Source organism: Ruegeria sp. YTSC230 (assembly GCF_059609665.1).
The window spans coordinates 226,377-252,323 of the sequence record NZ_JBXWMC010000005.1; the positions used below are offsets into that span (position 1 = coordinate 226,377).

Below are 25,947 nucleotides of genomic sequence, written 5' to 3' on the forward strand. Positions count from 1 at the left end.
ATGCTGGCGACACCGGCATATGATATTGCGTTGATCCTGGACAAGGGCCAGCGTGACACGCAGGAGGACGCGGTTGCTTCGCGCACGTTCGATGCGGCGAATGCAAGCTATGTCGTCGTCGCTGACGGCATGGGCGGGCATGCGGCAGGTGAAGTCGCCTCGGACCTTGTGATCCAGGCCTGGCGTGACGCGTTAGATGCCGAGCTTGAAGGTTCAACGACACCCGAGTCTGCTTTGATCGACGCGTTGCCCCTTGCGGCAATGCAAGCCAATGCGTCCATTGCCGGTTATTCCGAGGAACAAGGTACTGGATTCAACATGGGCTCAACCATGTTGGGCACTTTGTTGTTGGGCCAGCGGCTGTTCTGGATTTCGATCGGCGACAGCCCGCTTTACCTGTTCCGGGACGGAGAGCTGTCGCAGATCAACGAAGATCACTCGATGGCTCCTATGATTGATGCACAATTGGCCGAAGGGACTTTGACCGAGGCCGAAGCCCTGGCGCATCCTGACCGCAACCAACTGACTTCGGTCATCATGGGTGCGGCAATTCCAAAGGTCGATTGCCCGGAAACCCCGCTGGACCTGACACCTTCGGATGTTTTGGTTCTGGGAAGCGACGGCCTCCAATATCTCAGCAACGCTGAAATTCGGTCCATTCTTCAATCCAATACCAGCGGGCTTGCACAAGACATAGCCGGGGCGCTGCAGGCCGCGCTGAACGCTAAGGGCGACCCAGATCAGGACAACATCTCAATCGGTGTTGTCAAACTTACAAAAAACTAAACAAGGCAAAGCAACAGGACCCATGAGAAACCATCTGATCATATCAAGCCTGGCACTTGCTGCCGCTGCGGGTACCGCCTCGGCACAACAGGCATGCTCAACCTACGAAATCCAACGCGGCGACAGCCTGCGCGAGTTGTCCATCGAAGTTTATTCGACTGAAGACTTTCGTATCATTTACGATGCAAACCGGGACGTGATCGGAAACAATCCGAACATCATTCGGGTAGGCGACGTTCTGACCATGCCTTGTTTGGAAGAGATCGGGCGTGCACCGGCCGCGCCGCAGACTGAAGCCGAAGCCATGGCCGCCGAAATGGCAGCCGAGCTGGTCAAGGCAGCCGAGAATCGCGCGGCGAAAGCCATCGCAGAGGCTGAAGCCCGCGTTGCCGAAGCCGAAGCTGAAGCCAAAAAGGCAAGCGAAGATGCAGTGATCGCTGCAAAATCGGCTGCCAAGGATGAGATCGAATCCGCGCGGGCAGAAGCCGCAGCGCTGATCCGTAATGCAGACGCCGGCGAACGCCCAGAGATCCGCGACCGTCAGTTGTTGCTTATCACTGGCGGTAACTATGCGCCTTTCACCGACGAGGCCCTGCCCAATCGCGGGCTCTACACCTACCTTGTCGAGACAGCGATGCTGCGTGCCGCACCCGAGCAGGCTTATAAGATCCAGTTCGTCAATGACTGGTCATCGCATCTGGACCTGCTGATGCCGACACTGGCGTTCGATGCCACCTTCCCATGGTCGCGTCCGAACTGCGAGGCAGCAGAGACTTTGTCGGAAAAGGACCGTACGCGGTGCGAAACGTACGACTTCTCTAACCCGTTCTACGAAGTTGTGGACACGTTCTTTGCCCGCGAAGGATCGGGCTATGAGCAAACACTGACCTATGCTGACTTCGCCGGGACAACCATCTGTCGGCCGGAAGGCTGGTCGTTGTCACACATGGATGAGGTCGGGTTGTATGAACCGGCAATCTCGCTTGTGCGCCCGGTTTCACCTGATGACTGCTTTCACGCCGTTATGGACGGGACAGCCGACATCGTCGCAATCGAAGCTCATCTGGCGATCGAAGCAATCGGACGGCTGGGATACGAACACCGAATTGTTGAAAACCCCAACCTGGCGGCGATCAAGTCCCTTAACGTCATGACGCATAAAGATAATCCAGATGGCGAAGCGATCCTGGAGACGCTGAATCAAGGTCTGGCAATCATGCAGCAATCCGGCGAATGGCGCGACATCGTGTCAACCGCCCTACGCCATCAAATGGAAAACGGCTGAAACACTTTTAAGCCTTCTCAATTACTATCTCTGGAGAAAACAACTAATGCCTAAACTACCGCTCCATAACGTTGCGATGACCTCTGCTGCCGTCATCGCGTTAAGCGCCGGAGCCGCCGCCGCCCAGCAAGCCTGTACGAATTATACGGTACAGGATGGTGACACGATGGCCACCATTGCGATTGCTGCTTACGGTACGTCAAACTACCAGCCAATTTTCAACGCAAACCGGAACTCGATTAGCAACCCCAACGATCTGGCACCTGGTCTGGCGCTTGTGCTTCCGTGTGAGGACGGCAGCTTGCCGAACGGCCAAAGCGCACGCGAGATTATTGCTGAACAGCAAGAACGTTTTGCGAGCTCGACCCAAACAAGTTCGTTCAAAGCCCCAATCAAACTGGTTACGGGCAACGGCTGGGCTCCGTTCGCGGATGAGACCCTGAACGGCGGTGGTTTCATCACTCGATTGGGAACAACGGCTCTGCAACGGGCAGGCAATGCGCACGAGTATTCGATCAGCTTTGTCGATGACTGGAACTCGCATATCGAAACCCTGCTTCCGCTGGGCGCGTTTGACGTGTCGATGGCGTGGAACATGCCCGATTGCACCAACCGTAGTTACGAATGGTCCTGGGAAACAGAAATCCGCTGTACGCAATTCCACGCGTCAGCACCTGTGTACGACATCGTCTTGGGTTTCTACACACTTCCCCAAAGCGATTACGCCAGTGCGACAAGCTTTGAAGATCTGAAAGGTGCAACCGTCTGCCGTATGGAAGGTTGGTTCATCCACGACCTCGAACAAGAAGGTCTGCAACCAGAAAAAACCATCGATCTGCTGCAACCCGTTACCGCGCGGGAATGCTTGGATGCCGTCCTAACTGGCTCCGCGGATGTCGCGACCTTCGAAGTTCAGCTTTTTGCCGACGCAATGGCTGAAATGGGTCTCAACGAGAACGATCTCGTCGAAAACCCGTATGTCACGACACTTTCAGCCTTGCGGTTCATTACTCACCGGTCCAACCCAATGGGTAAACAATACTTGGCGATGCTGAACAAAGGCCTGAACGAAATGCGGGAGTCTGGCGAATGGTACGCCATCATCTCGGACACACTGAATGAGCACAATGAACGACTAATAGCCTCATCCGGCTAAGGATCCACTTTCCAAATTCCAACCCACGGGAGGAAAAACAATGCACAAACAAAAATTTAACACCAAGGTGATGACGGCGACTGCCGTCCTCACACTCACCGCAGGCGCAGCGGCAGCGCAGGAAGCCTGTTCAAACTACACGGTCTCGGACGGTGACACGATGGCCACCATCGCGATCGCTGCCTACGGAACGTCGAACTATCAGCCCATCTTCAACGCAAACCGTAACATCATCACCAACCCGAACGACCTTGCGCCAGGTCTGGTTCTGGCCCTGCCCTGTGAAGATGGCAGCCTGCCAAACGGTCAATCCGCGCAGGAGCTGATCGCTGCGGAAGAGCAACGTGCAGCAAGCGTCAAGCGTTCGAATGTCTATGCCCCGCCGATCAAAATGGTTGCGGGTAACGGCTGGGAACCCTTTACCAGTGAAGCACTGGGCGGCGGCGGCATCATGACCCGTCTGGCTACGACCAGTCTTCAACGTGCCGGCAACAGCCGCGACTACTCGGTCAGTTTTGTCGATGACTGGAGCTCGCATCTGGACACATTGTTGCCGCTTGGCGCGTTCGATATTTCGATCGCATGGACCGTTCCGGATTGTACGAACCGCACATACGAATGGTCGTCAGAAACCGAAGCGCGTTGTACGCAATTTGTGGCTTCTGTCCCTGTATACGACATCGTAGGCGGCTTCTTCACATTGCCGGAAAGCGACTACGCCAGCGCGACCAAATTCGAGGACTTCGTAGGTTCTACCATTTGCCGCATGTCAGGCTGGAGCATGGTTGTTCTGGAAGAAGTCGGATTGAACCGCGAAAACACAACTGTGGTCCAACCCAACTCGGCCCGCGAATGTCTTGATGCTGTTTTGACCGGCACGGCGGATGTCGCCGCGTTTGAGGTCGATCTGTTCGCTTCGACCATGAACGACATGGGACTGACTTCGTCTGATCTGGTTGAAAACCCATATGTTTCGACCTTGTCCTCGATGAGCTTCCTTGCGCACCGCACCAACCCGTTTGCTCGCGAATATATCGCGATGATGAACAAGGGCCTGAACGAAATGCGTGAGTCGGGCGAATGGTACGCGATTATCTCGGACACCCTTCGCGAACAAAACGAAAAGCTGAACGCAGCATCTAACTGATCATTCGACTTTTAGCACGAATTGGGCCGGTCATTTGACCGGCCCTTTTTCGTTTAAAATAGGCGGTTTAGCTACAGGTTGCGCCCAAATTCCCAAAAGTACGGGAATCCCCTAATTTCCAAAACTCGTGGATTAGTTAACGTGAATTCAACTACACCGGTGAGGCTTCGGCCTAACCACTCACTCAAAAAAGGGCCGACTTTGGGGGTCGGCCCTTTTTTCTATTGATCTCATCAATCCGAAAATACCCACGCCGCAAAACGTGGGTACTGTTTATCAGCCGATGATCGCGTTCAGTGTCGCGCTGGGGCGCATTACTGCTGCGGTCTTGGCAGGATCGGTGTGATAATATCCACCGAGATCCGCGGCAGCACCCTGAGCGGTCGCCAGCTCAGACAGTATCTGATCTTCTTTATCCGCCAGCTCTTTTGCAATCGGCGCAAATTCTGCTGACAATTCAGCATCACCCGATTGCGCGGCCAGAGCCTCAGCCCAATAGCGTGCGAACCAATAGTGGCTGTCACGGTTATCTGGCTGCCCAACTTTACGGCTGGGCGATTTATTGTTGTCCAGGATGCCTTGCGTGGCCGCTTCGGCCGCGGCACCCAGAACACCCGCTTTGGCGTTGCCATTATTGTCGGCTAGGAAGTTCAGCGATTCACCCAAGGCACAGAACTCACCCATCGAGTCCCAGCGCAGGTGGTTTTCCTCAACCAATTGCTGCACGTGTTTCGGAGCGGACCCACCCGCGCCGGTTTCGAACAGACCACCGCCATTCATCAGCTTCACAATCGACAGCATCTTGGCCGATGTTCCCAGTTCCAGGATCGGGAACAGGTCAGTCAGGTAGTCGCGCAACACGTTGCCCGTGATAGCGATGCTGTCCTTACCTGCCGTGATGGTTTCCAACGACTGGCGGGTCGCCTCGCGCGGAGCCATGATCAGGAACTTGTCGGCTACGCCAGCTGCCTCGAGTGCCGGTTTGACGTATTTGATCAGCTCCGCGTCATGGGCGCGGTTTGCGTCCAGCCAGAAGATCGCTTCGGATCCAGTCAAACGCTGCCGGTCCATGGCCAGCTGGATCCAGTTTTCGATAGGAGCTTTCTTCACAGTGCAGGCACGCCAAATGTCGCCCTTTTCAACGTCATGCGAATGCAGCGTCTCGCCATTGGCCAAAACGATACGGATGGCACCGTCGGCCGGCGCTTGGAACGTTGTTGGGTGCGAACCGTATTCTTCCGCTTTTTGCGCCATCAGGCCGACGTTGGCTACAGCACCGACAGTTGCAGGGTTCAGCGCGCCATTGGCTTTGAAAAACTTGATGCTCTCATCATAAACTGATGCATAGCAACGGTCGGGGATCACACAATTGGTGTCGCCCTTGGCACCGGCCTCGTTCCAGCCTTTTCCGCCCGCCCGGATTATGGCGGGCATCGAGGCGTCGATGATCACGTCTGACGGCACGTGCAGGTTGGTAATGCCTTTGTCGCTGTCGACCATATACATGGACGGGCGATCACCTTTGATCGCTTCGATGGCAGCAACAATATCGGCATTGCCCTGAACACGTTCCAGCAAATCGCCTAAGCCGGAATTCGGGTTCACACCCAAAGCGTCGAGTTCAGCGCCAAATTTTTCGAATACCGGGGCAAGCCAGGCTTTGACCGCAAAGCCAAAGATGATTGGGTCCGAGACCTTCATCATCGTGGCTTTCATGTGCAGTGAGAACATGGTGCCGTCTTTCTTGGTGTCCTCAATCGCATCTGCCAGGAAGGATGACAGCGCCCTGACCGACAGGAAAGTGGCGTCTGCAACGGTGCCCTCGGCCAGGGGCCAGACGTCTTTCAGGATCGTGACGCTGCCGTCTTTGCCGACGAATTCGATCTTGGCATCACCCGCCTGAGTGGCGGTAATGGTGGCTGACTTCTCGTTAGCGTAGAAATCATTGCCAGACATCGACGACACTTTGGTTTTGCTGTCCGACGCCCACTCCCCCATCGAATGCGGGTTCTTCTGAGCATAGTTCTTCACCGCACGCGCCGCGCGACGATCCGAGTTACCTTCGCGCAGTACCGGGTTCACAGCCGAGCCTTTGATAGCGTCGTAACGCGCACGGATCGCCTTTTCCTCGTCAGTCGAGGGTTCTTCGGGGTAGTTCGGAATGTCATAGCCTTGCGACTGCAACTCTTCGATTGCCGCCACCAACTGCGGAACCGACGCCGAGATGTTGGGAAGTTTGATGACGTTCGCATCCGGAGTTTTCACTAACTCGCCCAGAGCTGCGAGATCATCGGTGATGCGTTGCGCGTCAGTCAGGTTCTCGGGGAACGTTGCCAGAATACGACCCGCCAGTGAAATGTCCTTGGTTCCGACACTGACACCCGCCGCAGAGGCGAATTTGCGAATGATGGGCAGAAACGATGCGCTGGCCAGTTCGGGCGCTTCGTCTACAATGGTATACAATATGTCGAAGTTTGAGTTATCTGCCATATTCTTTTACCTTTTTTAAGCCTTTCGGGGCGTGCGATCCTAGAGTGTGCCACAAACGGGTGGCTAATGATGGGCGTGTTCAACCTACCGCCCAACGGTGACTCTGTGTTGACAAGGTCTCCCATAAATCACGATTGGCTTGGGATCAATCGTCTAAACGGGGCGCAAATTGCCACGGGTATGAGAATGTGGATAGAGGTTTTAGCTAAAACTACTGAGCACCGGTTGTGAGGGTCATTACTGGCGCTACTTTTTCCGGCAGCCCGTACGCCATGAAGCCGCTTTGTTTTTCAAGTTGACCGAGGTAATCTGCGATTGCGGCGTTCAAATGCTCAACAGAACCGGCGTCCGCCTCGCGCGGAACCGAGATTCCGAATCCTCGCATAACTAGTATCAAAATGTAGCGCCCATTCTCTCCGGTTTCCTCAAGGAAACCTTGGAGTACGGACATGGCGAGGTCCGGCCTGCCAAAGGCAGCAAGCAACGTGTAGCGGTGCAACCACTCTTCATCTTGACCCAAGGCATACCAATTCGAAACTTTGCGAAACCATCGCTTAGGGAAAACCAACTGAGCAAAGTCTCGCTGTACAGCGTAATCTGCATATTCGTTCACAAATTCAATGCCTTTGTCTTCGTCGCCGATTTTCAGATGTATCATGGCTGGCATAAACAACTCGTATTTTTCGCCAGGCTCCAGCCGAGCGAGCGTCGCAGATGCCGTAAGAGCGCTTTCATGATCTCCTGCGACATTCAGATCGTAGAGCAAACGAGCACTATACACCCATGTTTGATCGGGCCAACGCTGTTCGGCTTGTGCAAGAAACTGTTCGACCGCGTCATGTCCATTTACGTCGTAGTGAGCATTGATCAGTACTGTTCCCGCATCCCCATTGCTCGGGTCGAGTTCCAGAACCTTCTCCAACCCATGAATGGCGGCTAGAGTGTTTCCCTGGCCCCTGTCGAACTGAGCTTTGTGAAACAAAGCCTCAGTGCTGCTTGGGGATAGCAACAAAGCTTTTTCATACGCTGCTTCAGCAGATTGGACGTCGCCCGCCGCGTTATAGGCAATAGCACGCCACAAAGTTGAACGTGGGTCGTTCTGAGCGAGAGCCAAAGCACTGGTATAGTCCGAAATTGCCTCTTCGTACCGTTTGCCGCTGTAATACGCCCAACCACGAGATCTCAGCAGTGTGTTCCGGTTTTCTGGGGTAACACCCTCGCCATTTATCAAAGTTGTGCAGGCCGCGATCACATGCGCCGTGCCGCCTTTGTTGCCAAGGCATGACTGGGCCAGCTGCGTGTAATTTGGTCCGGATTTTGATGGTGAATTGAAGGACAGCAACAACGTGGCGATCACAATAACCAGGGCGGCAAGACGAATGTGCATTACACCTCCACTCTGTTCAAAGCACTCACCTTAAGGTGGCAATCCAGAACCTATACTCAAGGAAAGGCGTCGCCAAATTTCTGTAATGAAACGGAAAAGACACAAGAGCAATCGCCGAGATTGATCAAACGCCCCAAGTGTCACTCAACCGATACCCACCCGGCCAAGGGTCGTCTGGATCAAGCATGTGCTGATGGGTTCCGGTGATCCATCCGCGCCCGCTGATTTCTGGAATGATAGCGGTTTGGGCACCAACTTGCGTTTCCCGAACAATTCTCCCGGTAAAGCGCGAGCCAATGATCGAGACGGCCTCGAGGGTTTGCCCAACCGTCATCTGCCCTTTGGCCGCCATTAACGCCATGCGCGCAGATACTGCTGTGCCAGTGGGCGAGCGATCCACCTTTCCGGGCTGGATGGCAACGGCAGATTTACCGCGCCAACCAGTCGGCGTCTTTTCAAGCGGGCCACAAAAAGCGCAAAAGGAAATGTGGGTCCAATCTGGGTTCTCGGGATGCGAGAACCCCAATTGGGCATTGGCGGCATTCGTAATTGTAACGCCGGTCCGGGCGATTTCACGTGCTTCGTCTTGGGTTATGTCAAACCCCAGCTTAGCGGCATCAACAACCACGAAACTGTCGCCTCCAAAAGCCGTATCAACAGTCAGCGTGCCCAAACCCGGAACCTCTAACGGGACAGAGAGCTTACCCGCAAAACTGGGGAGGTTCTGCACGTGGATCCGTTCTGCCTTACCGTCCCGGCATTCAGCGCGCACGCGAACCAGGCCTCCGGGCGCTTCAAGCGTCAGAATTGTCTCGGGTTCTTGCATCGAGATGATCCCGCTATCCAACAATACCGTGGCAACACAGATCGAGTTTGAACCAGACATGGGTGGAGTGTCCTCGGGCTCCATAATGATAAAGGCGGCATCGGCATCCGGATGTTTGGGCGGAACCAGAAGATTGACATGACGAAACACACCGCCTCGCGGTTCGTTCAGTAGGAAATTTCGTAACGTTTGATTGTTGGCAATATGCGTCCGTTGTTCCCAGATCGTGTCACCGGGCGGCGGCGAGACGCCGCCAACGATGACGTCGCCGACCTCGCCTTCGGCATGGGCCGACACGACATGAATGGTCTTAATGCTGCGCATATCCCCTCCTTAAAATCGGGTGGCGGCGTAAGGCGATAATGATATTGGTGGGTCTTGCCCATCGACCAGCGCCCCGACGAGTTCCGCAGTTCCCGCAGATTGGGTCAGGCCCAAATGCCCGTGCCCGAATGCGTAAACGACATCCGCCGATTTACGAGACGGGCCGATCACCGGAATGCTGTCCGGCAACGATGGACGATACCCCATCCATTGCGCGCCACCTTCGGTTTTTAGTCCAGGCAGGAACGCCGCCGCCTTTTCCAACAAAATATCGGCGCGCTTGTAGTTTGGCGGTAAGGTTAACCCGCCCAGTTCGACCGCCCCTCCGACGCGCACGCCGCCATTTATTTTGCTGGCAACAAAGCCGTGGCGCGAGAATGTTAGGTGCATACGCAAGTCAAATGCGCCTTCCGGCAAAGTCGTATTGTATCCACGCTCGGTTTCCAGTGGGATGCGATCGCCCAATGATTGCGCGATGTGATGAGACCAAGCACCTGCGGCAACCACCACCTTGCTCGCTTCGATTGTTCCGTCCGCGCATGCGACCCGCACACCATTTTCCTGCGGTGACAGGGTTCGGATATCTTTCCGTTCAATCCAACCGCCGCGACCCTGAAAAACCTCAGCAAGGTGTTCGACCCATCGTTTTGGATCAACAGTGTTCAGCCAGTTCGGCGTAAATCCGGCATGGGTGAACCGAGGGCTGAGTCCCGGCTGCATCTCGGCAATTGCGGCCGGGCTTTCAAGCAGTTCAAATTCGATCCCGTGTTCGCGCCGCAATTTCCATGTCGGCAAACTGGCGCGATATTCAGCCTCGCTTTCATACAACTGCATCTGCCCATCGCGTTGCAGCAAGTGCTCGCCATCGACGGTAGATATCAGTTGATCAAGCGCAGTTTTGGAAAGCGCCATCAAACTGGCTTGTGCACCAAGCAAGTTTTCATAGCGGTTCGGTCGGCTGGCGCGCCAAAACCGGTACATCCACGGCGCAATTTTCAAGGCGTAGGCCGGCGGGATAGATAGTGGGCCCAACGGATCCAACATCCACTTCGGTGCTTTGCGCATGATGCCGGGCGTGGCCAGTGGTTCGACCTCAGAAAAGGCAAACGCCCCGGCGTTACCGGCTGATGTTTCAGCCGCGATGCCTTTGCGATCCAAGACAAGCACGGAATGGCCCCGTCGTTGCAGTTCGAGCGCGGTCGTAATCCCAATTACTCCGGCGCCGATGACAACGACTTGTAAGGTCATGTTTCGATCCCGGCTCTGAAAGGATCGTTTTCGTTGAACAACAACGTCGCTTCGGCCATGACGAATGCTTGTCCGGTGATCGAGGGGATAACACCCCCGTTTAGCCCGGGCTGGTAGGACAGCCGATAGGAACTGCCAATCACGCTTTGCTGGATGATCTCCTGACTCGGCGCTAAGCGCCCGTCCGCCGCCAGACAGGCCAGTCGGGCCGAGCTGCCCGTTCCGCACGGTGAGCGGTCATAATTGTCATCGGGGCACAGAACGAAATTGCGACTGTGAACTGACGGATCTGGTGAATCATCTTGAAAGATAACGTGGTCAATTGGTTCGCCTTTTTCGCCGCCAACCCCGCGCGTGATCGAAGCCTCTCGGATGGCGACCGTCATATCCGTCAGTTGGCGAATATTGGCAGGCTCGACCGGGATCGGGCTGGGATCAACGATGAAGAACCAGTTGCCGCCATATGCAACGTCGCCTGTGACATGGCCATAGCCCGCGACATCCAGTGTAACGGCCTGATGAATTCTGCGGCTTTCAATGTTGATCACGGTTGCGGTGTTTGCATCGTGCAACTTGACCGTCACCACCCCGGCAGGCGTTTCGATCCGGTGTTGGCCCACGTCGATTCGTCCCAGATGAGCCAATGTGACCGCCAGACCGATGGTTCCGTGCCCACACATGCCCAAAACGGCATCGACATCGAAATAGATCACACCAGTCACGCATGTCGGATCAACCGGCTCGACCAGTAACGCAGCGACCATGGCTGGCTGGCCGCGCGGCTCTAACATGACAGAGCGATAGAACGCCTCATGCTCTGTCGCCAGCCGCTGTGCTCGTTCCGCCAACGGACCAGAGCCTAGATCGGGCGCGCCATCCAGTATGACACGCGTCGGTTCGCCGCCTGTGTGACTGTCAATCACGTGCATTCAGCGATCACCCCACCCTGTTTCGACCAATCGGCATACCAAATCTGGAACAGATCATATTGCTGTTCGCAATAGTTACGTTGTGCATCCGTCAACTCATCCGTTTCGTTAAAGTGCAATCGGTATTCCTGTTCCCCGTTCAGGACCAACAAGTGCTTGTAATACAGCACCAGATCCGGGCCTTCGTCAAAGCTGGAAAGTACTTGAATCGCCTCGGTCAGTTCCAGTGCGCGCTTGCGGGCCTCAGCATGGCCTTGCGCCGCTTTTTTGGACAAAGCAGCCAGCAACAGCGCTTCGCGCGGCAAGGCTGTGCCAATCCCGGTGATCGACCCGGTTGCGCCGCAGTTTACGAAACCGTGGAAGACCTCGGTATCAACACCCACCATCAGGGTTACCTGATCGTCCTGACTGGTAATGTTCTCGGCCGCATATCGCAGGTCGTCTTTGCCACCAAATTCCTTGAAGCCTATCAGGTTTGAATGTTCTGCGCGCAGAGCAAAGAACAGGTCGGCGCGTGTAGCAAAGCCATAATACGGACTGTTGTAGATGATCGCCGGAACGTCGGGGGCGGCTGACAAAATCGCTTTGAAGTGGTTCCTCTGCGCGGCAGGTGAACTGCCGCGAGACAGAACGCGTGGAATGACCATCAGGCCAACGGCGCCTACCTTTTGTGCATGGGCTGCATGGGCCACGGCGGATTTGGTGTTGATGGCTCCGGTCCCGACCACAACGGGCAAACCCGCGTCGACCAAACGCTCGACACCTTCCATCCGCTGTTCATCGGTCAACAAGGGCCAATCCCCCATCGAGCCGCAGTAGACCACCGCGGACATACCCGCGTCGATCATCTGCTTTCCTTTGTGCACCAACGCATCAAAGTCAGGCGTCCGGTCGGGTTTGCATGGTGTCATCAGAGCGGGCATCGTGCCGGTGAACACATTGGTCGACATTGGTAAATTCCTCGATGGCTGGGCGGTTACACACGCTTTTGGAATCGCCATAACGGATATTGGATACAAAATCCAGAAAAATTGAAAACGCGCCGGATCGATGATCGGGCGCGCTCAAATTACAAAATGGATTTTTCAGCGAAGGCGGTGACCTGTTTCGGGATCGAACAGCATCGCGCGTTCCGGTCGCACTGACAGCCCGATGCGTTCACCCTGTTTGCTGCGCTGATCTTCCCGTTCCTCGACAATCAGCTTATCGCCATTGGGCGTCAGCAGATACGTATAGCTGACACCGCCAAGCGCTTCGGTCAGATCAACCGTGCAAGTATCGCCTGACCGATCCACTGTGATGTGCTCCGGACGCATGCCAAGGGTCACTTTACTCATCCCTGCCGGAATATTGACCGGCACATCCATCGGCTCGCTGAGAGCCGGGTGCGAAACCTTTCCATCGACGATGTCGCAATCAAGGAAATTCATGGCTGGTGACCCGATAAACCCCGCTACAAACCGATTGTCCGGGTCCCGATACAAATCCATCGGCGCGCCGACCTGTTCGATCCGGCCATCACGCAGCACAACGATCTTGTCGGCCATAGTCATCGCCTCGACCTGATCGTGAGTTACATAAATCATGGTCGCGCCAATTTCATTGTGCAGCCGCGCAATTTCAACCCGCATTTCGACCCGCAATTCAGCATCAAGGTTGGACAAGGGCTCGTCGAACAAAAACACTTCGGGCCCCCGCACGATGGCACGCCCGATGGCGACCCGCTGGCGTTGACCGCCAGACAGGGCTTTGGGTTTGCGCTTAAGGTATTGATCCAACTTGAGGATGTTCGAAGCGTCTTGCACTTTCTTGTTGATCTCGGACTTTTCCACGCCATTCATGCGCAAACCAAAACCCATATTCTCAGCCACAGTCATGTGTGGATAAAGGGCGTAGGTCTGGAACACCATGGCCACGCCACGCTTGGCCGGGTCCATATGGGTCACTTCGCGGGCACCAATATGGATTTGCCCTTCGGTTGTTTCCTCAAGGCCCGCGATCATCCGCAGCAAAGTGGATTTGCCACAGCCCGAAGGTCCGACGAAGACACAGAACTCTCCATCTTCGATCTCCAGATCAATGCCGTGAATAACCTGCGTCTCGCCATACCGCTTGATCGCCTGGTTCAGAGTCACACCTGTCATGTTGCTTGCATCCTGTCTGTGTCGGCGCTTGGGCGGGTCTCGGGGAACCGCCAGGCCTGTGCTTCGGCTCCGATTTGTTCGGCCACACGGCGAACACGGGGAACCCAGGTTTCCAATTGGTCGAAATTCATCCGTTCGGTCGATCCGGTCACGGAAATCGCCCCCAACATCCGCCCGCCCGAGGTGAGGATAGGACAGGCAATGCAGATGATGCCGGGCTCATGCTCTTCGTCATCGACGGCATAGCCACGGTTGCGGATCAGGTCGAGATCGGCACGCAACGCCGCCTCCGAGGTCAGTGTCTTGTCGGTAAAGCGGTGGTAGCTTTGCTGGGACACTGCGCGGTTCAACGCGGCCTCATCCAAAAACGCCATCATGGCCTTACCGACGCCGGTGCAATAGGCCGGGCCGACCTTGCCAGCTTGCGAATACATCTCAATCGGCTGGGCCGCATTGCGTTTATCCACGTACAGTACCTGATTTGAATCAAGCTGTGCCAAATGCACCGTTTCCCCGGTTTCCCGGCTCAATGCATCCAGAAAAGGTCGCGCAATTGGCGCGAGCGAGCTTTGTGTCCACGCTGCATGAGCCAGCCGAACCAATCGCAACCCAGGCGTATATGTCTGTCGGTCCGGATCATACGAAAGCATTCCCTGATTGGTCAGCGTTTGCAGGAACCGATACAGGGTCGCCTTGGGGAAATTGCTGCTTTCCAACAGCTCTGCGAATCGAACCGGGCGCGCGAATGCAGCCACCTGATCCAGCACATCACATGCTTTTCCTATTGTTCCGTCACCAGCCACGGATGCCTGTTCTCCTCCAATTAACCCATCGCAATCGGCACGAGGGTCTTGACAAGACTAACCGAGTTGATGTGTAGTTTTCAATATATAAAACACAGTTTCACTATTTGGAACTGAAAAAGTATAAAATGGAAGCTAAGGGAGGAAACCATGCATTCCATGTACAAGCGCACTGCCGCCGCTTTGGCAGCCAGTGTCGCACTTGCCGCACCTGTCGCCGCCGAACTGACCGGCGAGCTGCGAATCTTTCTCGATACCTCCAACCCGGCGCCACGCGCGACGATGGAGGCAATGATCGACCGTTTTGCGGAACAGCATCCGGGACTGGAGATCGAAACCACAGTAATCGACCGCGAGGCGTACAAGACCCAGATCCGCAACTTCCTGACTGCGGATACGCCGGACGTGGCGACGTGGTATGCGGCGAACCGCATGAAGCCCTACGTCGAGGCGGGCCTGTTCGAAGATGTATCGGACTTGTGGGCCGAACCTGAGATCGCTGAAAATCTGGCGTCTACCAAGGGTGCAATGACCATCGACGGCAAGCAGTGGGGTGTACCCTACACCTACTATCAGTGGGGTGTTTACTATCGCAAAGACATCTTTGACGAGCTGGGCCTGACCGAGCCAACGACTTGGGAAGAAGAGCTGGCGAACTGCCAGAAGATCGTCGATTCGGGTCGCGCCTGCTATACGATCGGCACCAAGTTCCTGTGGACCGCTGGCGGCTGGTTCGACTACCTGAACATGCGCACCAACGGGTTTGACTTCCACAACCAGCTTGCCAATGGCGAAATCAGCTGGGAAGACGACCGGGTCAAGCAGACCTTCGCCAACTGGAAACAGCTGATCGACATGGGCGCGTTTGTCGACAACCATCAGACGTACAGCTGGCAAGAGGCCCTGCCCTTCATGGTGAACGGCGAAGCCGCCGCGTACCTGATGGGTAACTTTGCAGTTGCGCCGCTGCGCGAAGCGGGACTGACCGACGACCAATTGGACTTCTATCAGTTCGTTTCTATCAACCCGGATGTAGAATTGGCGGAAGATGCGCCAACTGATACCTTCCACATCCCGGCCAACGCATCGAATAAAGAAGCCGCGCGTGAGTTCCTGCGCTTTGCCGTTTCCGCAGACGAGCAAACTCAGATCAACAACGGCGCAAACCTGGGCCAGCTGCCTGTGAACGCTCAATCGTCTGTTGATGAAGACAAGTTCCTGCAGCAAGGCTTTGAGATGCTGTCCGCCAACAGCCCCGGTGGCGTCGCGCAGTTCTGGGATCGTGACGCACCTGCAGAAATGGCGAAGGTGTCGATGGAAGGGTTCCAGGAATTCATGGTCAAGCCGGACAATGCTGACCGTATCCTGTCCAAACTGGAACGCGCACGTCAGCGTATCTACGAAAACTAAACCGGTCAGGCCGGGCTTTTGCCCGGCCTGCACCACTTCGTGCGTAAGGCGGGTGCATACCCGGCTTACTCCTTTGATCCAAAACCGAGTGAGCGCATGTCAGCCGTCGATGTCCCTGAACAAGAAAGCTGGTTCCACAGAAATCAACAGCGCATAGCGCCGTGGCTATTTTTGGCCCCGGGTCTGCTGTTCTTCATGGTCTATGTGATCATTCCAGTGTTCCAATCGTTCAACTTGTCCTTGTACGAATGGGATGGGCTTGGCGCAGCGGAATATGTGGGTTTTCGAAACTACGAAGACCTGTATTGGGAATTGGCCGATCGCGACGCGTTTTACATATCGCTGAAGAACAACCTGATCTGGTTGATCATGTACCTGCTGGCAATCCCAGCTGGTCTGTTCATTGCTCTGTTCCTGAATCAAACCGTCTGGGGCATTCGGCTCTATAAGTCGCTGTTTTTCTTCCCCTTTGTCATCTCTCAGGTCGTCGTCGGACTCGTTTTTACGTGGTTCTATGATCCGACTTTCGGCCTGTTGAACGAATTCCTGGGATTCTTCGGCTTCGGCCCGCTGAATGTTCTGGGGGATGAGCGTTTCGTCACCTACGGCATCATCTTTGCCGGTCTCTGGCCGCAAACAGCTTATTGCATGATCCTGTATCTCACTGGCCTGAACGCTGTGGATCCTGAACAGATCGAGGCCGGACGTCTGGACGGTGCAAAAGGCGGGCGGATGCTGTGGCACATCATCCTGCCTCAACTACGCCCAGCCACCTTCATTGCTTTCGTTGTCACCATCATCGGCGCGCTTCGGTCATTCGACTTGATCTCGATCATGACCCAGGGTGGCCCGTTCGGTTCGTCCCGTGTGCTTGCCTATTACATGTTCGAAGTCGCGCTGTCAGAATACGGCTTCCGCATGGGATATGGCGCCGCCATCGCGGTGATCCTGTTCCTGATCATGCTGTGCTTCATCGCCTATTTCCTGTGGTCGATGTACCGCGAAGAAAGGGGGCATTAAGATGTTTCCCAAACCCATCGAAAAACAACCCCGCGGGGCTCAGATCACCTACCAGGCGATGCTGCCCCTGGCACTGCTGCTGTGGCTCGGCCCCCTGTTGGCGGTAGCGCTGTTCTCGGTCAAGCCGGCAGCCGACTTTACCAACGCAAACTACTGGGGGATGCCGTCCAGCTTTGAGGGTGCCTACAACTATGGGCAGGTATTCTTCAACTCGGACATGCCACGCTATTTGCTTAACTCGTTCATGATCACCATTCCAACAGTGATCGGTGCCGTTGCGCTTAGTTGCATGACCGGGTTTGCACTGGGGATCTATAAATTCCGCTCAAACATCTGGATCTTTTTCATGTTTGTTGCGGGCAACTTCGTCCCGTTCCAGATTCTAATGGTTCCGGTGCGCGACCTGACGTTGGAGTTGGGTCTCTACAACACCAAAACCGGCCTCGTCTTGTTCCACATTGCTTTCCAAACAGGCTTTTGCACGTTGTTCATGCGCAACTTTATCCGCGCCCTGCCCTTCGAACTGATCGAGGCGGCTCGCGTTGAAGGCATCAGTGAATGGCGCATTTTCTGGTACGTGGTCCTACCGCTGATGAAACCGGCGATCGCGGCCCTCAGTGTGTTGATTTTCACCTTCATCTGGAACGACTACTTCTGGGCTGTTGTCCTGACACAGGGTGCGGAAAGCCAACCCGTGACAGCAGGTATAACCAGTTTTAACGCCCAATTTCGGGCGGCCTATCAACTAATGAGTGCCGGTTCCATCGTCGCGGCTCTGCCGCCGGTGGCCATGTTCTTCCTCATGCAGAAACACTTCATCGCGGGTTTGACCCTCGGTGCCGTAAAATAACGTCAAACCAAAGGTTTGCCACATGACCAAGATCACCTTTATCGGGGCAGGCTCCACGATCTTCATGCAGAATATCGTGGGCGACGCCCTGCTGACACCTGCACTGGCCGACAGCCATTTTGCGCTGATGGACATCGATCCCGTGCGCCTTGCCGAAAGCGAGGCCGTCGCCAGGGCGATGATCCGCTCTGTCGGAACAGGGGCATCTGTCTCAAAGCATACCGACCGGCGCGCCGCGCTTGAAGGCGCCGATTTCGTCATCACCGCCTTCCAGGTCGGCGGCTACAAACCCTGCACGGTGACGGATTTCGAGATCCCCAAACAATACGGCCTGCGCCAGACCATCGCTGACACCCTGGGCGTCGGCGGCATCATGCGAGGCCTGCGCACGGTTCCTGTGTTGTGGGACGTTGCACAAGACATGATGCAGCTCTGCCCAAACGCAACGCTGCTGCAATACGTGAACCCGATGGCGATCAACACATGGGCGCTGGCAGAACGTTTCCCGGCGCTGAAACATGTCGGCCTGTGTCACTCTGTCCAAAACACCGTTGAAGAACTTGCTCACGATCTGGACCTGCCCAAGGACGAGTTCCGCTACAAGGTGGCAGGCGTGAACCACGTGGCCTTTTTCCTGCGGCTAGAGCATGACGGGCGCGACCTCTACCCGGCATTGCGGCAAGGGTATGCCGGCGGGCAAATTCCCAAACCACCGCTTTTGATGCCACGTTGCCCCAACAAGGTGCGGTATGAAGTGATGGAACATCTGGGCTATTTCTGCACGGAAAGTTCAGAACACTTGGCGGAATACGTTCCATGGTTCATCAAAGATGGCCGCCAGGACCTGATTGAGCAGTTCAGCATCCCTCTGGATGAATACCCAACCCGTTGCGAGGAACAGATCGCCAGTTGGAAAGAACAGGCAAAGACCCTGACTGACGGGCGTGATATTGAAGTGATCCGAAGCCATGAGTTCGCCGCTGACCTGATGAATGCGATCGTGACTGATACGCCCTACGTGGCGTATGGGAACCTGCCCAATACTGGACAGATCCCTCAACTCCCCCTTGGCGCGGCTGTCGAAACACCTTGCCTTGTCGACACTAACGGTGTCCAACCTTCGGTCGTAACAGATATTCCGCCCCAGCTGATCGCGCTGATGCGCAGCCAGATCAACGTGCAGGAACTGACTGTGCGGGCATTGGTTGAGCAGAACCCAGAATACATTTACCACGCCGCTATGATGGACCCGCATACGGCCGCTGAACTGGACCTGCGTCAGATCCGCAGCTTGGTTAGTGACCTGTTGGTGGCACATGCCGATTGGTTGCCAGATTGGTGCAAACCCGCCAAGGCGGCCTGATCCCAATTTTAGAAGGCTGAAAAACAATGACAAAAAAACGCCGCTCTCAGCATTGGTATGGCAAGCTGGACAAGGATGGCTTTATCCACAGATCTTGGATGAAGAACCAAGGCTTTCCTGATCACGCGTTCGATGGTCGCCCGATCATCGGTATCTGCAACACCTGGTCGGAACTCACGCCCTGCAACTCGGGCCTGCGTGATCTGGCAGAAGGCGTCAAACGTGGCGTGTGGGAGGCCGGAGGATTTCCGGTCGAATTCCCGGTGATGTCACTGGGTGAAACCCAGATGAAGCCAACTGCCATGCTGTTCCGCAACCTGCTGGCGATGGATGTCGAGGAATCTATTCGCGCCTATGGCATCGACGGCGTAGTCCTTTTGGGTGGTTGCGATAAGACCACGCCGGGGCAGCTGATGGGGGCCGCTTCGGTAGATCTGCCCTCTATCGTGGTCAGCTCTGGCCCGATGTTGAACGGGAAGTACCAGGGAAAAGACATTGGTTCGGGCACGGATGTTTGGAAATTCTCAGAAGCTGTACGCGCTGGTGAGATGACACTGAAGGACTTCATGAACGCCGAATCCGGTATGTCACGCAGCGCCGGGGTCTGCATGACCATGGGCACCGCCTCGACCATGGCGTCGCTGGTCGAAGCGATGGGCATGTCCCTCCCGACCAACGCCGCCCTACCCGCAGTTGATGCCCGCCGGATGGCGCTGGCGCACCTGACCGGAAAACGGATTGTCGAGATGGTCGATGAAGACCTTAAACCTTCGGACATCCTGACCAAAGAGGCCTTTGAAAATGCCATTCTGGCCAACGCAGCCGTTGGCGGCTCGACCAATGCAGTGGTGCATTTACTCGCGCTGGCGGGCCGCGCGGGCGTAGACCTGACGCTGAAAGACTTTGAAATCGGGTCGGAAATCCCGCTGCTGGTGAACTGCATGCCCTCAGGGAAATACCTGATGGAGGATTTCTGCTACGCGGGCGGTGTGCCGGTGGTTCTGAACGAGTTGAAACCCTTCCTGCGCCCCGCAAAAACCGTGCTGAACAAAGATATCTCGGCCCATTTCGAAGGGGCTGAGTGCTTTAACCCCGACGTCATCCGCCCCTTCGACGATCCGGTGAAACCCGCCGCGGGATTGCGCGTGCTGCGCGGGAACCTCGCGCCCAACGGGGCCATTGTGAAACCCTCGGCCGCGACGGATGCGCTACTGGAAACAGAAGCCGAGGCCTACGTTTTTGAGAGCATCGAAGACTTGAAAGCAAATATTGACCGGGATGATCTGCCAGTAACGTCTGAAACCATTCTGGTCCTGAAGGGTTGCGGCCCAAAGGGCTATCCCGGCATGCCCGAGGTCGGCAACATGCCGATCCCGGCCAAACTGGTGAAGGAAGGCGTCCGCGACATGATCCGCATATCCGACGCCCGCATGTCCGGCACCGCCTATGGCACCGTCATCCTGCATGTCAGCCCCGAGGCACAGGCAGGCGGTACGCTGGCACTCGTCAAAACCGGGGACCGTATCCGGGTTTCTGCCAGCAACGGGGAATTGGAGCTGCTTGTCGCCGCTGAGGAGCTGGAAACCCGCCGCGCCGCGTGGCAACCGGATGATCCGCACTACACGCGCGGTTATGCGAAACTCTATGTCGACCACGTGCTGCAAGCCGATCAGGGCGCGGACCTAGACTTCCTCGTCGGCAAAGACACCCGCCTTGTGACCAGAGAGAGCCACTGATGGACCATCCAGCCACTTTTCACGATCTAAACGGCGCCTCGGTCTATATTACCGGCGGCGGCTCTGGTGTAGGGGCCGCACTGACAGACGGTTTTTTGGCCCAGGGCGCAAACGTTGCCTTTATCGGCCGCTCGGACGCCAGCGCATTCGTTGAGGAAATGCGAGACAAACATGGCCGCGCGCCGCTGTTTATGCAAGGCGACATGACGGATACCGAATTGCTGCACGCCACTATGCAAAAGGCTGCCGAGGCACATGGACCTTTGGATGTGTTGGTCAACAACGCCGCTAACGACAAGCGTCACTCGCTTGAGGAAACCACCGCCGAGTTCTGGGACTGGATGATTGAGGTGAACCTCAAGGCCTACTACTTCGCCTGTCAGGAGGCTGCGCGCCAAATGACTGGCAAAGGGGGTTCAATCGTCAACTTCAGCTCGATCAGCTACATGATGGGGAATGCGGGGTACCCTATCTATACGACGTCGAATGCCGGGATTACCGGGATGACGCGTTCTTTGGCACGCGAATTGGGGCCGCAAAAAATTCGTATCAATGCGCTGGCTCCCGGGTGGGTTTTGACGCAAAAGCAACTTGATATGTGGGCCACACCGGATGACCTGGCAGCGCATTTGGAGCGCCAGTGCCTGAAAGAACACCTGACGCCCGAAGACATGATCGCACCGACATTGTTCCTGGCCTCGGATGCCAGCCGCGCGATGACCGGACAGTGCATGGCCGTCGATGGCGGCGTTGTAGTAACGGGGTAAGGCCATGAATGCAGAGTGGATAGCCGTCGACTGGGGAACATCCCAACTGCGGGCCTGGGCCTTGCAGGGCGACACCGTACTGGCGCAATCCCAGTCTGATCGGGGAATGGCCCGGCTGAGCAGAGATGCGTTTCAATCTGCCTTGCTTGACCTGATCGCCGACTGGCTGGGTCCTGAACCTGTCGACGTTGTGGCTTGCGGTATGGTCGGTGCGCGGCAAGGTTGGGTCGAAGCACCCTACTCGGCCGTCCCGTCAGCGCCGCTGCCGGATGCACCTATACGTGTACCGGGAACCGATGCGCGGATACGCGCATTTGTGGTGCCTGGTCTCAAACAGAACGCACCGCCAGACGTTATGCGCGGTGAGGAAACTCAAATATCTGGCTTTCTGGCAACCCGCCCGAACTGGGACGGGGTTATCTGCCTGCCCGGGACGCATTCAAAATGGGTTCAGATCAGCGCAGGAGAAGTCGTGAGCTTTCGAACGTTCATGACAGGTGAGATGTTTGAACTGCTCTCCGAGCAATCAGTGCTCAAGCATTCGGTCGGTGACGGCTGGGACGCCGACGCCTTCGCAGAAGCTACGGCAGACGCGTTGTCCAAACCCGAACAATTGGCCGCGCGCCTGTTCGGACTGCGAGCGGCGGATTTGTTGCACAATCAGGACAAGGGGACAGCCCGAGCCAAGTTATCCGGGCTTTTGATCGGGGCCGAGTTGGGCGCAACACGCCCCTACTGGTTGGGGCAGCAGCTGGCAATCATCGGCGCTGAAGGGATGTCCCAAATCTACGCACGTGCGCTGCAACTGCAGGGCGCTTTCGTGGACACAGCTAACGCAACTCAATGCACATTGGCAGGTCTGGCACAGGCCCGCAAACTAACGAGGCAAACCGCATGAGCCGCCCCATCATCGCCATTTTGCGTGGCTTGCAACCGGCAGAAGCCGTCAATGTAGGCCATGCTCTGATCGAATCTGGTATCGACAAGATCGAGGTGCCGTTGAATTCGCCTGACCCGCTGAACAGCATTGAATCGTTGGCCAGCTCATTCGGCGATCAAGCATTGATCGGCGCTGGTACGGTTCTGACCCCCGAGCAGGTAGAGGCCGTTTCGCAAGTTGGCGGAAAGCTGATCGTTTCCCCAAATTATGACGCCGAGGTCATTGTGCGTTCTGTCGCGCTTAACATGCAAAGCTGGCCGGGCGTCTATACCCCGACCGAGGCGTTTGCTGCGCTTAAGGCTGGCGCGACGGGATTGAAATTGTTCCCGGGTGTCACCGCCGGACCAAGTGGTTTGGCCGCACTGCGACCTGTATTGCCATCGGGTACTTTGGTCTATGCCGTTGGTGGCGCTGGACCTGAGAACTTCGCCGAATGGATCAAGGCTGGGGCAGACGGGTTTGGCATCGGATCGGCCCTGTTCAAACCGGGGATGTCCGTCGCGGAAATTGCCGGTCAGGCCGAGCGGATCGTCGCTGCCTATGACGAGGCGGCTGGATGACCTTTGTTTTTGATGATCGCCCTTGTGAGCTTGGCGAAGGACCCCTGTGGCATCCTGAACGCAAGCAACTGTTCTGGTTCGACATCATCAACAAACGTTTGATGACGCAGAGCGGGGTTGAGCAACACAGCTGGCAGTTTTCGGAACATGTCTCAGCGGCAGGTTGGGTGGACCGGGATACAATCGTGATGGCCTCAGAAACCGGCCTGTGGCGGTTTGGTTTGAACAGTGGTCAAAAAGACCTGATCGTCTCGCTAGAGGCGGACAACCCGGTCACCCGCTCCAATGACGGGCGTGCAGACCCGTGGGGCGGGTTCTGGATCGGGACGATGGGAAAAAACGCCGAACAAGAGGCGGGCGCGATCTATCGGTACTGGCAGGGCGAACTACGCCTGCTTGTGCCCGAGGTCACAATCTCCAACGCGATCTGTTTTTCCTCAGACAGGTCCTGCGTCTATTACACCGATACAGTCACACAACAGGTCAGGCGCTGTTCGCTGGAGCCTGAGACGGGATGGCCAGAAGGCAATAGCACGGTGTTTCTCGACTTGCGCGCTGATGACCTTTTTCCCGATGGCGCTGTGGTCGACGCAGAAGGAAATATCTGGATCGCCCAATGGGGGGCAAACCGTGTCGCTTGCTATGACCCGAACGGGCGGTTTCGGCATGCCGTTTCGTTTCAGGCCGCACATACATCTTGTCCCGCCTTTGGCGGCGACGATCTGACAACGCTGTTTTGCACCACTGCCCGTCAGGGGTTGGACGCAGACACTGTTGAAACACAACCAACCAATGGCATGACCTTTGGCGCATTGGACGCGGGTACAGGCCAGGCAGAACACAGAGTCCTTCTATGAAACCAGAACTTGGTGTTTGCTATTACCCAGAACATTGGCCCGAGGCCATGTGGGCCGAAGACGCGACTCGAATGGTTGAAACTGGCATAAGCTGGGTCCGGATCGGTGAGTTTGCCTGGAGCCGAATGGAGCCCGCTCCAGGCGAACTGCAGTTGGGTTGGCTGGACCGTGCAATCGAAACGCTTGGGGCGGCTGGGCTCAAGATTGTGCTGGGGACGCCCACTGCGACGCCTCCGCGGTGGATGCTTGAGAAACATCCAGACATGCTGGCAGTGGATGCGCAGGGGAATACACGAAAATTCGGCTCACGCAGGCATTATTGTTTTAGCCATCCTGGTTATGTCCAGGAATCCGTTCGCATCGCTCGGATCATGGGCGAGCGCTACGGACGAAACCCGCATATTGCGGCCTGGCAAATCGACAATGAATATGGCTGCCACGATACGACAGTTAGCTACGGCCTCGCCGCTCTGCATGCCTTTCGGCATTGGCTAAAGGATCAATACGGCAGCATTGACGCACTAAACGAGGCATGGGGCAACATATTCTGGGCGATGGAGTATCGCGATTTCGACCAGATTGATCTGCCCAATCTGACTGTGACCGAACCCAACCCGGCGCATGTTCTGGCGTTCCGGCGTTTCAGTTCGGATCAGGTCGTTGCGTATAACAAAGCCCAGGCAGATGTACTGCGCGCTTTGACCGATGCGCCTTTGTTGCACAACTATATGGGCCGAGTGCTGGATTTCGACCATTTCAAGGTTGGCGAAGATCTGGATATCGCCACATGGGACAGCTATCCAATCGGCTTCCTCTCTGACCGGCTTGAAGCGGATGAAACGCACAAAACCGCCTTTTTTCAGCAGGGCGACCCGGACATGCAGGCTTTTCATCATGACCTGTATCGCGCGGTCGGGCGTGGGCGTTGGTGGGTGATGGAGCAGCAACCCGGCCCGGTGAATTGGGCACCATACAATCCGGCGCCACTACCCGGAATGGTTAAGCTTTGGTCACTTGAAGCAGTGGCGCACGGGGCAGAGGTCGTCAGCTATTTCCGCTGGCGGCAGGCCCCGTTTGCACAAGAACAAATGCATGCGGGGTTGCTGACACCCAACAACCGCCCTGCCCCGGCCCTGATCGAGGCAAAGCAGACTTCGGACGCGTTGTCAGAAATAGGCAACGTTGTGCAAACACGGGCCCAGGTGGCCATCCTGTTCGACTATGCCTCGGATTGGGCTTGGTCGACACAGCCTCAGGGCGCGGGATTTGACTATTTTCGTCTGGTTTTCTCGGCGTATCGCGCCTTGCGGCGGGCGGGCTTGTCTGTGGACTTCGTGTCCTCAACCAACATTCCGCGTGTTGGCTACAAGTTCATCCTTGCTCCGGGGATAGCCACCGTGAGCGACAATTTGGAGCGTCAATTGGTGGAGGCCAGTGATCTGCTCATCCTGGGTCCACGAAGCGGGGCGATCACACATGATTTCCAGATTCCTCGGGCACGACCCGGTCTGAACGGTCTGAAATGCGACGTCGATTTGGTCGAGACACTGCCGCCTAACATCCGCCGTGGCGTTGAAGGCGGCGGCACGGCGCAACATTGGATCGACAGGGTTTCAGGGGCTGCCTCCAATTTGCTGACATTTGCAGATGGCACCCCTGCGCTTTTGGGTGAAAACTGTCTTTGGTATCTGGCAGGTTTCCCGGATGACACATTGTGGGACCGGGTCGTTGAAATGGCCGCGCGCAAAACCGAGGTTACCCTATATCCGATGCCCAAAGGGTTTCGCCGTCGCGAGACGGCCACGCATGTTTTCCTAATAAACTACAATGCGCAACCGGTCGCATGGAACGGTGACGTCGTTGACGCCTGTGACATTGCTGTCACGCAGAAAGAAGTGCCCGAAGAGGAATAACCTCTC

General features: G+C 56.2%; 22 protein-coding genes. 14 read left to right on the forward strand and 8 right to left on the reverse strand.

Going from position 1 to position 25,947, the window contains the following annotated elements:
• Genes AC2FD9_RS12025 through AC2FD9_RS12040 form a run of 4 tightly spaced genes read left to right on the forward strand, consistent with a single transcriptional unit; the run spans position 1 to position 4,374 of the window.
• Complete coding sequence (locus AC2FD9_RS12025) at positions 1-786, forward strand: PP2C family protein-serine/threonine phosphatase (RefSeq protein ID WP_496837056.1); 786 nt, start codon at positions 1-3, stop codon at positions 784-786.
• Between the two features lie 22 nt (positions 787-808).
• Complete coding sequence (locus AC2FD9_RS12030; RefSeq protein ID WP_282119369.1) at positions 809-2,071, forward strand: substrate-binding periplasmic protein; 1,263 nt, start codon at positions 809-811, stop codon at positions 2,069-2,071.
• Positions 2,072-2,117: 46 nt separating this feature from the next.
• Positions 2,118-3,227 (forward strand): transporter substrate-binding domain-containing protein, encoded by a 1,110-nt coding sequence (locus AC2FD9_RS12035; RefSeq protein ID WP_170559914.1) that lies wholly within the window; start codon positions 2,118-2,120, stop codon positions 3,225-3,227.
• Between the two features lie 40 nt (positions 3,228-3,267).
• Positions 3,268-4,374 (forward strand): peptidoglycan-binding protein LysM, encoded by a 1,107-nt coding sequence (locus tag AC2FD9_RS12040; RefSeq protein ID WP_496697930.1) that lies wholly within the window; start codon positions 3,268-3,270, stop codon positions 4,372-4,374.
• Between the two features lie 276 nt (positions 4,375-4,650).
• On the opposite strand, the gene AC2FD9_RS12045 is transcribed toward AC2FD9_RS12040, so the two are convergent.
• The 8 genes from AC2FD9_RS12045 to AC2FD9_RS12080 all read right to left on the reverse strand — a co-directional run bounded on the left by AC2FD9_RS12045 (position 4,651) and on the right by AC2FD9_RS12080 (position 14,525).
• Entirely contained in the window at positions 4,651-6,864 is a 2,214-nt protein-coding gene (locus tag AC2FD9_RS12045) for an NADP-dependent isocitrate dehydrogenase (protein WP_496755885.1), read from the reverse strand.
• A 211-nt stretch (positions 6,865-7,075) separates the two neighbouring features.
• Positions 7,076-8,221, reverse strand: a complete 1,146-nt coding sequence (locus tag AC2FD9_RS12050) for a tetratricopeptide repeat protein (protein ID WP_496837059.1) — start codon at positions 8,219-8,221, stop codon at positions 7,076-7,078.
• A 154-nt stretch (positions 8,222-8,375) separates the two neighbouring features.
• Positions 8,376-9,401 carry a trans-3-hydroxy-L-proline dehydratase gene (locus AC2FD9_RS12055; protein ID WP_058276628.1) on the reverse strand — a complete coding sequence of 342 codons (1,026 nt, stop codon included), beginning with the start codon at positions 9,399-9,401 and terminating at the stop codon, positions 8,376-8,378.
• Positions 9,402-9,410: 9 nt separating this feature from the next.
• Positions 9,411-10,649 carry an NAD(P)/FAD-dependent oxidoreductase gene (locus AC2FD9_RS12060; protein WP_496837061.1) on the reverse strand — a complete coding sequence of 413 codons (1,239 nt, stop codon included), beginning with the start codon at positions 10,647-10,649 and terminating at the stop codon, positions 9,411-9,413.
• Complete coding sequence (locus AC2FD9_RS12065) at positions 10,646-11,578, reverse strand: 4-hydroxyproline epimerase (RefSeq protein WP_496837063.1); 933 nt, start codon at positions 11,576-11,578, stop codon at positions 10,646-10,648. The genes AC2FD9_RS12060 and AC2FD9_RS12065 overlap by 4 nt, the downstream gene beginning before the upstream one ends.
• Entirely contained in the window at positions 11,569-12,528 is a 960-nt protein-coding gene (locus AC2FD9_RS12070; RefSeq protein ID WP_496837065.1) for a dihydrodipicolinate synthase family protein, read from the reverse strand. Before AC2FD9_RS12070 ends, AC2FD9_RS12065 begins: the two co-directional genes overlap by 10 nt.
• 135 nt (positions 12,529-12,663) lie before the next feature.
• On the reverse strand, positions 12,664-13,722 hold the full coding sequence (locus AC2FD9_RS12075; RefSeq protein WP_282169561.1) for an ABC transporter ATP-binding protein: 1,059 nt from the start codon (positions 13,720-13,722) through the stop codon (positions 12,664-12,666).
• A complete protein-coding gene (locus AC2FD9_RS12080) occupies positions 13,719-14,525 on the reverse strand; it encodes an IclR family transcriptional regulator (protein WP_109311080.1) in 807 nt (268 codons plus the stop codon). The genes AC2FD9_RS12075 and AC2FD9_RS12080 overlap by 4 nt, the downstream gene beginning before the upstream one ends.
• Before the next feature lie 150 nt (positions 14,526-14,675).
• Here AC2FD9_RS12080 and AC2FD9_RS12085 point away from each other — a divergent pair, with 150 nt between their 5' ends.
• From AC2FD9_RS12085 to AC2FD9_RS12130, 10 genes are all read left to right on the forward strand, one after another.
• Positions 14,676-15,935, forward strand: a complete 1,260-nt coding sequence (locus tag AC2FD9_RS12085; protein ID WP_058271992.1) for an ABC transporter substrate-binding protein — start codon at positions 14,676-14,678, stop codon at positions 15,933-15,935.
• A gap of 96 nt (positions 15,936-16,031) precedes the next feature.
• Positions 16,032-16,955, forward strand: coding sequence for a carbohydrate ABC transporter permease (locus AC2FD9_RS12090; protein ID WP_058271993.1), 924 nt, complete (start codon positions 16,032-16,034; stop codon positions 16,953-16,955).
• A gap of 1 nt (position 16,956) precedes the next feature.
• Positions 16,957-17,805 carry a carbohydrate ABC transporter permease gene (locus AC2FD9_RS12095; protein WP_058271994.1) on the forward strand — a complete coding sequence of 283 codons (849 nt, stop codon included), beginning with the start codon at positions 16,957-16,959 and terminating at the stop codon, positions 17,803-17,805.
• Between the two features lie 22 nt (positions 17,806-17,827).
• Positions 17,828-19,168, forward strand: coding sequence for an alpha-glucosidase/alpha-galactosidase (locus AC2FD9_RS12100; protein ID WP_282151995.1), 1,341 nt, complete (start codon positions 17,828-17,830; stop codon positions 19,166-19,168).
• A 26-nt stretch (positions 19,169-19,194) separates the two neighbouring features.
• On the forward strand, positions 19,195-20,904 hold the full coding sequence (locus AC2FD9_RS12105) for an IlvD/Edd family dehydratase (protein ID WP_496837070.1): 1,710 nt from the start codon (positions 19,195-19,197) through the stop codon (positions 20,902-20,904).
• Positions 20,904-21,671 (forward strand): SDR family NAD(P)-dependent oxidoreductase, encoded by a 768-nt coding sequence (locus tag AC2FD9_RS12110; RefSeq protein WP_282119358.1) that lies wholly within the window; start codon positions 20,904-20,906, stop codon positions 21,669-21,671. The genes AC2FD9_RS12105 and AC2FD9_RS12110 overlap by 1 nt, the downstream gene beginning before the upstream one ends.
• Before the next feature lie 4 nt (positions 21,672-21,675).
• Entirely contained in the window at positions 21,676-22,569 is an 894-nt protein-coding gene (locus tag AC2FD9_RS12115; RefSeq protein ID WP_472724971.1) for a 2-dehydro-3-deoxygalactonokinase, read from the forward strand.
• A complete protein-coding gene (locus AC2FD9_RS12120; protein WP_282119356.1) occupies positions 22,566-23,171 on the forward strand; it encodes a 2-dehydro-3-deoxy-6-phosphogalactonate aldolase in 606 nt (201 codons plus the stop codon). Before AC2FD9_RS12115 ends, AC2FD9_RS12120 begins: the two co-directional genes overlap by 4 nt.
• Positions 23,168-24,028: an SMP-30/gluconolactonase/LRE family protein gene (locus tag AC2FD9_RS12125; RefSeq protein ID WP_496837072.1), complete on the forward strand. Its 861-nt coding sequence runs from the start codon at positions 23,168-23,170 to the stop codon at positions 24,026-24,028. The genes AC2FD9_RS12120 and AC2FD9_RS12125 overlap by 4 nt, the downstream gene beginning before the upstream one ends.
• Positions 24,025-25,941 (forward strand): beta-galactosidase, encoded by a 1,917-nt coding sequence (locus tag AC2FD9_RS12130; RefSeq protein WP_496837074.1) that lies wholly within the window; start codon positions 24,025-24,027, stop codon positions 25,939-25,941. The genes AC2FD9_RS12125 and AC2FD9_RS12130 overlap by 4 nt, the downstream gene beginning before the upstream one ends.
• Positions 25,942-25,947 lie beyond the last annotated feature (6 nt).